The following is a 7,812-nucleotide window of genomic DNA, read 5'->3' as shown; positions in this document are numbered from 1 at the left end:
CGATAGATCGAAAAACATCCACACTTCGGACAGTTTTTGTTGTGACACCTTCAAAAACTCCCTTTTCCTCAAATCTATCATAAACTTATACGAAATCTACCCACACCTTTTTGATCATTATGCCAAAAAAATGGATAAGACTCAGAACGAAAGTAATTTGGTTCCCTTTAGTGTGTGCCCTTCAGCGAGCCAAGGCGATGCCCAACAGGCCAGTGTAGTTGCGGCTTTTCGGTCTGAAAACCCCGTCGGTTCACTGTATGCGGCGTTTGAATCTGATTTTAAAGATTGGAAGAACAATTTTAGAAGACCCTCCTGCAACTGTCGGAATAATATGATTGGTAATGGGGGTGGGTGGCATCATTCTGCCAAAGTTGAAGAACTTCAGGGGCAACTCACAGGCAAAGACCCTGTCCGCGATGACACAGCTCTTTCAAACGCTGGAAAAGGCGCTGTTAAACATTTGCCGATGAAATAGACTATCTCTTACCGAAAAAGCTGGTGCGTTTTTCGTGCCCTCCCGCAAGAGGATGATGGATCCATCTAAACAGAAAACACCCAAACCAGCCCCTAAACACATTTAAAAACAAAGGATGGAAACGGCTCGTTTTTTCAGCTAATACTTTTCAACCATGATTCCACACCTTGCCTTTAATCCGCCTGTCATCGCCCACCGAGGGGCGGGGCTTAATGCGCCCGAAAACACATTGGCCTCGGTGCGCGAAGCCAAAGCGCAAGGCGCGAAGTGGATCGAGTTCGACGTCAAAATAACCTATGACGGTATCCCCATTTTGATGCACGACGAGACGTTGGAGCGCACCACGACCGGCCAAGGCTTTGTGGCTGAGGCGACGTGGGAGACGCTCCAGAATCTTGATGCGGGGGTCTCTTTTGATCCTCGCTTTAAAGGCGAGAAGATTCCTTTGTTGGTCGATGTCATTTCCGCTGTTCTGGCTAGTGATATGTCGGTGATTGTCGAGATCAAGCCTTGCCCTGGACGGGCCAAGGCGACGACGATGGTCACCATGATTGAAATGGCGAAAATATGGCCTGACCGTGATGATCTTCCTGTTATTTCCAGCTTTGATCTAGAATGCCTTGAGGTTGCGGCGCAGCTTGAGCCTCATTGGCCGCGTTGCGTTTTGATGGATCGCTGGGACGTGAAGTGGCGCGATAAGGTTGATCAAGTTGAGGCAAGCGCGATTTGCGTTTATGAAGAACAACTCACGCAAGCGCGCGTGCAGGAAATGATTGGGTATAAGGTTCCTTTGCTGGCCTACACGGTGCAGCAGCCTGAGCGGGCAAAAGAATTGCTGGATTGGGGCGTCGCCGCCGTCTATGCTGGTTGCCCGCGAGCTATACTTGATTGTTTATAATGGGATATTCCCTTTGAAAGGATAGGATACGCGTGAAAACACTGAGCGCTGTGCGCATGTCTGGACGGGAAGTCCTGCCCTTGATTGAAGGCGGGAAGGGTATTTCTGCGACCAATGGAATAAGCTCTGGTTCATGGGCGGCTGCTGGTGGCATTGGAACGGTATCGGCGGTCAATGCCGACAGCTATGACGAAAACGGCGTTCGCATTCCCCAATTTTATCGCGGCAAAACGCGCCAAGATCGGCATGAAGAGCTTGTGGCCTATGGCATCGCAGGCGGCATCGCGCAGCTTCAAAAAGCGCATGAGGTTTCCGGCGGACACGGCGCGCTACACATCAATGTTTTGTGGGAAATGGGCGGAGCCGAGCGTATTTTGGAAGGCGTTTTGGAAGGCACAAAAGGCCTTGTCCACGGCGTGACGTGTGGGGCGGGTATGCCTTACCGCGTGTCCGAAATTGCGGGCCGCTATAACCTTTTCTACTATCCTATCGTTTCCTCGGCTCGCGCCTTTCGTGCGCTGTGGTTGCGCTCGTTCAACAAAACGCGCGAGCTTCTGGGCGGCGTGGTTTATGAAGATCCGTGGCGGGCGGGCGGCCATAATGGCCTGTCGAACAGCGAGGATCCTTTGGTTCCCGAAGATCCCTATCCCCGCGTTATGGCCTTGCGCCAGCAAATGCGCGAATACGGCCTTGGCGAGACGCCGATTATCATGGCGGGCGGCGTGTGGTGGCTGTCCGAGTGGCAGGACTGGATCGATAATCCTGAACTTGGTCCCATCGCGTTTCAATTTGGCACGCGTCCCCTTTTGACCAAGGAAAGCCCCATCCCGCAAAGCTGGAAGGATAGGCTTTTGACGGTGCGCAAAGGCGACGTGGCGTTGAACAAATTCTCGCCAACGGGCTTTTATTCCTCGGCGGTTTTGAACCCGTTCCTCAAGAAGCTTTATGAGCGCAGTGAGCGGCAGATTCCCTATGTGACGGAATCGCGCGATGGCTTTACGCAGACCTTTAAAACGGGGCCGGTTGGCAATCCGATCTATATCTTGCCGGATGATCTTTCCAAGGCCGAAGGCTGGATGCAGGCGGGGCTAACCAAGGCTTTGCGTACGCCCGACAGCACACTGATTTTCGTCACGCCCGAAGAGGCGCGTGAGATTCAGGTGGATCAAACCAACTGCATGGGTTGCCTGTCGCAGTGCCAATTTTCGAACTGGTCGCAAGGCGAAAGCGGCACGACGGGACGCATGGCCGATCCGCGCTCGTTCTGCATTCAAAAGTCGCTGCAAAACGTCGCGCATGAGGGCGATATTGACAATTATCTGATGTTTGCAGGGCATAATTGCTATCGCTTTGGCGAAGACCCGTTCTATGCGGGCGCAGCAATCCCGATTGTCAAGCAGCTGGTTGATCGCATCCTAACGGGGCAATAAAGACCTCTTAAAGCAGCTCAACCGATACGGCTTCGCGGCCCTTGGGGGATGTGTGGACGGCCATTTTGACATGCTGTCCATTTTCCAAGGTCGCAAGCCCAAGGCGGGCGACAATGCTTTTATGGATAAAGATATCCTTGCCGCCATCTTCGGGCGCAACAAAGCCGAAGCCTTTTTCCGGCTTGAACCATTTGACCGTGCCTTGCATGTCTTCAGTCGGGCCCGTGGGGATAGGGCGCGATGGAAGAGACTCGGGCGGCACTTCCCCTTGTCCCAGAACCGAGATGATCTGAAGGATCTGGCGTCCCTTGGGGCCGTCGTCGATTTCGACCAGAAGTTTTGTTCCTTCCGCGATTTGCTGAAGCCCTGCGCGAGTCAAAACAGACACATGCATGAAGGCATCAGGAGAATTGTCCGCAGGCGCGACAAAACCAAAACCTTTTGAAAGGTTAAACCATTTTACAACGGCTTCGACCTGAACTCCTTGAGAGGGAGCCGAGAAATCACAAGATGACAACGTACGACCTCACGCAAGTAAAAGAAAACGGAAAGTAAGGCCATTATTATCAGTTTTCTTCGTTTAAACAATGGGAATTCTTAAAAGGGGTAGGAAAGGCGCGCGCGGTTTGGGCTTTTCAGACAAAAAAGGGGTCTTTAAAAGGTCTAACATTCAGCATTTATTAGGCTTCTTGTCATAGAATCAGTGTTGAAAGACATGGATTTGGCAGGTTGCCATGACAAGAAAAACAACAGCGAAACGGATGGACTCCCGTGCCCTTTTGGCGCGTGGTGGCTTTTTTGCGCTTTGTTTTGCTTTGATGGCGCTCTTTTCTTTCTCTGGCAACCAAGCTCAGGCGCAGACGCAAGACCCCTTTGCCTTTGGTGCCAAGTGGGTTGATCTGGATGCTTTCGAAGAAAATCAAAAGAAAGAGGAAGAGGACGCCGCGCGTCCTATCGTCGAAGAAACAAAGCCTCCCCAGTTGGTTGCCTCTGCCGTGCCCGTGAAGGCCGAGCCCGTGCGCCCTTTAAATCTGACAAGTTTGCCGTCGATCGAAAACAACACCCAGCATATTTTCCCTGTTGAATCGACGGAGGAGGACAAAGAGGGCTTTTTGATCGCGCAACAAAACTGGAAACCGTTTGCTGTGGCGGATCAAGAGCTGTCCAAAGAAGAGGAAGCGGCGCAGCTTGTTCATATTCTTGGCCGCGATCCGTTCAAGGTGCGTTTTGCTTCTCTTCCTAGTTCAGTAGTCAAATCCATCATGGCGTCGCGTGTTTCCACGTCGGCTCTGGATCGCGAGGCGCAGTCGAATAAGGCCGAGAAGGGCGCTCCTGCGCCCGTTCTAGCACAAAAGAAAGTGGACCCCGCCGTGCAAAAGGAAACAAACCAAGCTTGCGAGGCGTTTACTGATTACCGTCGCCGTCAACTGGAAGCCATGGAAAGCGACCGCAAAACTCTGGCCGCGCTGCAATCGGCGCTGACTGAAATGGGGCTATCGAAAGACCTGAACTTTATGACAAAAACAAGCAGTGTTTTGGCCTCGCAAACGCAGGAAACGACAGTGCAAAAGGGTGACAGCGCCGCCTCTCCTGAAGCCGTTAAAACGCCTTAGCCTGCTAGGCCTTTTGCGCTTTACGCTTGTCAATCGCCGCGTGCATCGCCTCAAAAAAGGCCGCGTGTGTTCCCTTCAATCCCCAAGGATCCTTTGTAAAGAACGTCTCTAGCCGCTCAAACGATTTGGCGTCGATACCGCTCGCGTTGAACAAAGCGGGCTTGTCCATCAAATACGCTGCTGCCCATTCTGGTGCGCCCTTAAAGAACAGGCGGATTTCCTCCAGCGTTTTGGCGTCGATCAAGCCGTCCGCTTGGGACTGCTCAAAAAAGCCTGTGTCGATGGTGTTTAGCGTCACGACCTTTTGCCCATTGGCTTTCAGGCGATCTGTTCCAATGTTGCCGCGTACATTGACGGACACCGTGCCGACGCAGGCTAGTCCCGCTTTTTCAAGGATGGGGAGCCACGCATCAAAATAGCTGGCGGCGTTGTTGATCAGGTCGGCAACATGCAGCGCAACCTCGCCCATTTTCAGCGGCTTTTCACAGTAAAAATCGCCGTTTTTGAACAGATAAACGTGCCGAAGGCCCATCAATTTGGCCATAGGAATGGAAAACAGCCAATCGCGCCTCTCGCCGCCGGAAATCAGTGAAAAGGAGTCAGTCGAGAAAGACTCTTTCGTCTTGGCCACCATCGTTTCAATAATGTTTTGAAAGGTCGCATCGGCGTTATACGCGTCCATGATCATCGTCTCTAGCTTTTGCGCGCGCTCGGCCGCCGTCGGCGTTTCCGCTACAATCGCCGTAATTTGCTTCAGCAGAGAGGCGGAGAGATCCTTGCCGATCACAAGCTCAGTATTCACATAAAAGGGTCCGGGCACGCTGGCGGCATACCAGAAAATGGGGCCTGTCTGGTGATTCCAGATAGAGACAGCCTTGGTGTCGTGAATACGTTTGAGCATGGCGGCGGGGGATAGGATCATGGGAAAAAGCCTCTTTCGATTCTGGATAGGAAAACGTGCCTACCATGAAAGGATGCGGCCATAGAATCAACAGAAAAACATGACTTTATGACTCTTTTAGTTTAGTCTTCTTTCAAAATAAGTGTGTTAGTGGCCGATGCGGCATTAAACACGCTGTCATGCCCGCGCAGGCGGGCATCCCGTTTGGTTAAAAAATAAAACGGGATCCCCGCTTTCGCGGGGATGACGCCCTTTGTTGTGTTTCTTGGAGAAAAAATGGTCAACGATTTGACATCTGCTGCGTTCCCGCCTCTTTTGCCGCCGCATGGCAAGGTCGGCATCGTCGCGCCAAGCTGCCATGCGCCGCGCGCATGGACAGACAATTTTAAAAAGAAGTTGGTAGAGCGCGGCTATCAGGTTGTGGTTCATGAACAATGTTATTTGAAGAACGGAACGCTGGCGGGTAGCGATGAGGCGCGGGCACAGGCTTTGATGGACATGTTTGTGGATTCCTCGATCAAGGCGGTTTTTTGTGTACGCGGAGGGACGGGCGCGACCCAGATTCTTGAAAGACTGGATTACGATGCTATTCAAAAAAATCCCAAACCCTTTGTCGGTTTTTCGGACATGACCGCGCTGGTCAACACGATTACGATGCGCACTGGCTTGGTAACGTTTCATGGACCAATGGGGTGGAACTTTCTTTCCGAAAACGCTGATGTGCGAACGGAGGAGGCTTTATTTGCCATGATTGAAAAAGGCGAGCGCACGTTGACTTTTCCCGATCTTGAGATTGATCGTGAAGGCGCGGCGCAAGGCCGTTTAATCGGCGGGAATATAAGTTTACTCAGAACTTTGATTGGCACGCCTTATGAGTGGCCAAGCGAAGAATCCATTCTTTTTATCGAGGATGTTGAGGAGCCTTTGTACAAAATCGAGGTGGCCATGACTCATCTACGCCTTGCCGGAAAGTTTAAGGGCGTTCGCGCCGTTTTGGTAGGCGAGATGATCGATATTTTGGATGAAAAACCTGATTTGGATCCAAGGGAACACACTGTTTACGGACATAGCCTTAAAGATATCATGCTCAAACATCTTCCGCCCGATATCCCCTTGGCCTTTAACGTGCCATGCGGGCATGGGCGGCATTTGATGACGTTTCCTGTCGGCGCGACGGTGTCTCTGTCTTTAAAACAAGGCCAAAGCGCCATGGAGGTCACCCCATGCAGTTGATTAGGATCGACCAGACGACCCTTGATGAAATGGTGCAAAAGCACGCCATGTTCCGCGCTGCGCGTATGGGCGGGATGCGGGCGATTTTGGCGCATCATGATTTGTCGGGGCTTAATTTGGCGGGGCATGATCTCTCACATGCCGACTTTACGGGCGCGATGCTGTGTCAAGCCGACTTGCGCGAAACGCGGTTGGATTATGCCAATTTGTTCAGTGCCGATTTGCGCCTTGCCAGTATGCAAGGCTCTAGCCTTGTGCGGGCCGACTTGCGTGGCATTTGCATGCGCGGCGCTCAATTGGTTGGCGCTGATATGACGGATGTGGATTTACGTGAAGGCACGATGACAACGCGTGAGGGCGTGCAGATGGTTCCCGGAGCCAGCGCCTTGCCGATGGCGGGCACGGGTGGGGCAGACCTTAGCGGTGCAAACCTTTCCCGCGCCAAACTATCGGGCGCGATTGCCAACAATTGCGATTTTAGCGACGCGACGATGCGGGGGTGCAAAATTGTTCGCGCCAATTTGCAGGGCGTCAATATGGCGGGTGTGGATCTGCAAGATGCGGATTTAAGCCTGTGCGATGTGAAGGGGGCCAACCTGCGCGGCGCGGTTTTGATCAACGTGACAACGAATGCGACCAAGCTGGAGGAAGCCTTTACCGAAGGCGCGCTTACCGAAGCGGCCATGGGGCCGACGGCCAAGGACTTGCCGGAATCGTTGCCGGAATGCCTCCGCCAGCACCTTATCTGGCTTGGTAGCGACGGCAAGGGCGGGCGGCGGCTTGAAATTGATCATTTTGATTTGCGCCGTTCGCCTTCCATGGCGCGGGCGTGCGTCAGCATGATGCGTGGGCGCGGCGCTATGCTTTATGGGCTTGATTTTTCCGACGCGCAAATGCAGGTGGCGGATATGCGTAAGGCCGATTTGCGCCATGTGAATTTCGCGCGCGCCGATTTGCGCGGCAGCGATTTTTCTGGTGCGAATTTCTGTAACGCGAACCTGCAAGGCTCGCAGTTGCAACCTTTGGAAGTCAGCGCTGGTCGTGTGGTTGTGACGAGCTTGGTAGGGGCCGCTTTGCGCTATGCCAATTTGTCCGAATCTAATTTAAGGCAGGTAGATTTCAGTCGCGCGGATCTGACAAACGCCAATTTTCTTGGCAGTGATTTGACAGGCGCGGTATTTGCGGGCGCGAAGATGGCGGGCGCACGGCTTACGCCAGAGCAGCAAAAACAAATCAACGAAACGACCAAGTAAAAGAAAGGG

At 52.8% G+C, this 7,812-nt stretch carries 8 protein-coding genes and 1 pseudogene; 6 read left to right on the top strand and 3 right to left on the bottom strand.

Annotated elements, in window-relative coordinates; genetic code table 11:
• The 3 genes from WC612_08175 to WC612_08165 all read left to right on the top strand — a co-directional run.
• The coding region (locus WC612_08175; GenBank protein MFA6280741.1) for a hypothetical protein at positions 1–475 on the top strand (475 nt) is incomplete at its 5' end.
• A gap of 154 nt (positions 476–629) precedes the next feature.
• Positions 630–1,373 (top strand): glycerophosphodiester phosphodiesterase family protein, encoded by a 744-nt coding sequence (locus WC612_08170; protein ID MFA6280740.1) that lies wholly within the window; start codon positions 630–632, stop codon positions 1,371–1,373.
• Positions 1,374–1,405: 32 nt separating this feature from the next.
• Positions 1,406–2,803: a hypothetical protein gene (locus WC612_08165; GenBank protein ID MFA6280739.1), complete on the top strand. Its 1,398-nt coding sequence runs from the start codon at positions 1,406–1,408 to the stop codon at positions 2,801–2,803.
• A gap of 7 nt (positions 2,804–2,810) precedes the next feature.
• On the opposite strand, the gene WC612_08160 is transcribed toward WC612_08165, so the two are convergent.
• Together WC612_08160 and WC612_08155 are read right to left on the bottom strand one after the other, a co-directional pair.
• Complete coding sequence (locus WC612_08160; protein ID MFA6280738.1) at positions 2,811–3,011, bottom strand: cold shock domain-containing protein; 201 nt, start codon at positions 3,009–3,011, stop codon at positions 2,811–2,813.
• Positions 3,012–3,110: 99 nt separating this feature from the next.
• Positions 3,111–3,320: pseudogene (locus WC612_08155) on the bottom strand (cold shock domain-containing protein).
• A gap of 217 nt (positions 3,321–3,537) precedes the next feature.
• Here WC612_08155 and WC612_08150 point away from each other — a divergent pair.
• The gene (locus tag WC612_08150) at positions 3,538–4,416 is read left to right on the top strand and encodes a hypothetical protein (protein MFA6280737.1); all 879 of its coding nucleotides are present in this window, start codon (positions 3,538–3,540) and stop codon (positions 4,414–4,416) included.
• A gap of 4 nt (positions 4,417–4,420) precedes the next feature.
• Here the strand turns inward: WC612_08150 and WC612_08145 are convergent, their stop codons facing one another.
• The gene (locus tag WC612_08145; protein ID MFA6280736.1) at positions 4,421–5,338 is read right to left on the bottom strand and encodes a hypothetical protein; all 918 of its coding nucleotides are present in this window, start codon (positions 5,336–5,338) and stop codon (positions 4,421–4,423) included.
• Between the two features lie 255 nt (positions 5,339–5,593).
• On the opposite strand from WC612_08145, the gene WC612_08140 reads away from it, so the two are divergent.
• Both WC612_08140 and WC612_08135 read left to right on the top strand, forming a co-directional pair.
• Positions 5,594–6,550, top strand: a complete 957-nt coding sequence (locus tag WC612_08140) for an LD-carboxypeptidase (protein ID MFA6280735.1) — start codon at positions 5,594–5,596, stop codon at positions 6,548–6,550.
• On the top strand, positions 6,541–7,803 hold the full coding sequence (locus WC612_08135) for a pentapeptide repeat-containing protein (GenBank protein MFA6280734.1): 1,263 nt from the start codon (positions 6,541–6,543) through the stop codon (positions 7,801–7,803). The genes WC612_08140 and WC612_08135 overlap by 10 nt, the downstream gene beginning before the upstream one ends.
• Positions 7,804–7,812 lie beyond the last annotated feature (9 nt).

The organism is Bdellovibrionales bacterium, from assembly GCA_041662785.1.
Lineage (GTDB): Bacteria > Pseudomonadota > Alphaproteobacteria > UBA9219 > UBA9219 > UBA8914.
This window is presented reverse-complemented; position numbering and strand designations above follow the sequence as displayed.

What these genes read in the sequence shown, in the direction of transcription:
- WC612_08150 (MFA6280737.1), top strand. Translation starts at nt 3,538, where the DNA reads ATGACAAGAAAAACAACAGCGAAACGGATGGACTCCCGTGCCCTTTTG.
- WC612_08145 (MFA6280736.1), bottom strand. Translation starts at nt 5,338, where the DNA reads ATGATCCTATCCCCCGCCGCCATGCTCAAACGTATTCACGACACCAAG.
- WC612_08170 (MFA6280740.1), top strand. Translation starts at nt 630, where the DNA reads ATGATTCCACACCTTGCCTTTAATCCGCCTGTCATCGCCCACCGAGGG.
- WC612_08135 (MFA6280734.1), top strand. Translation starts at nt 6,541, where the DNA reads ATGCAGTTGATTAGGATCGACCAGACGACCCTTGATGAAATGGTGCAA.
- WC612_08160 (MFA6280738.1), bottom strand. Translation starts at nt 3,011, where the DNA reads ATGCAAGGCACGGTCAAATGGTTCAAGCCGGAAAAAGGCTTCGGCTTT.
- WC612_08140 (MFA6280735.1), top strand. Translation starts at nt 5,594, where the DNA reads ATGGTCAACGATTTGACATCTGCTGCGTTCCCGCCTCTTTTGCCGCCG.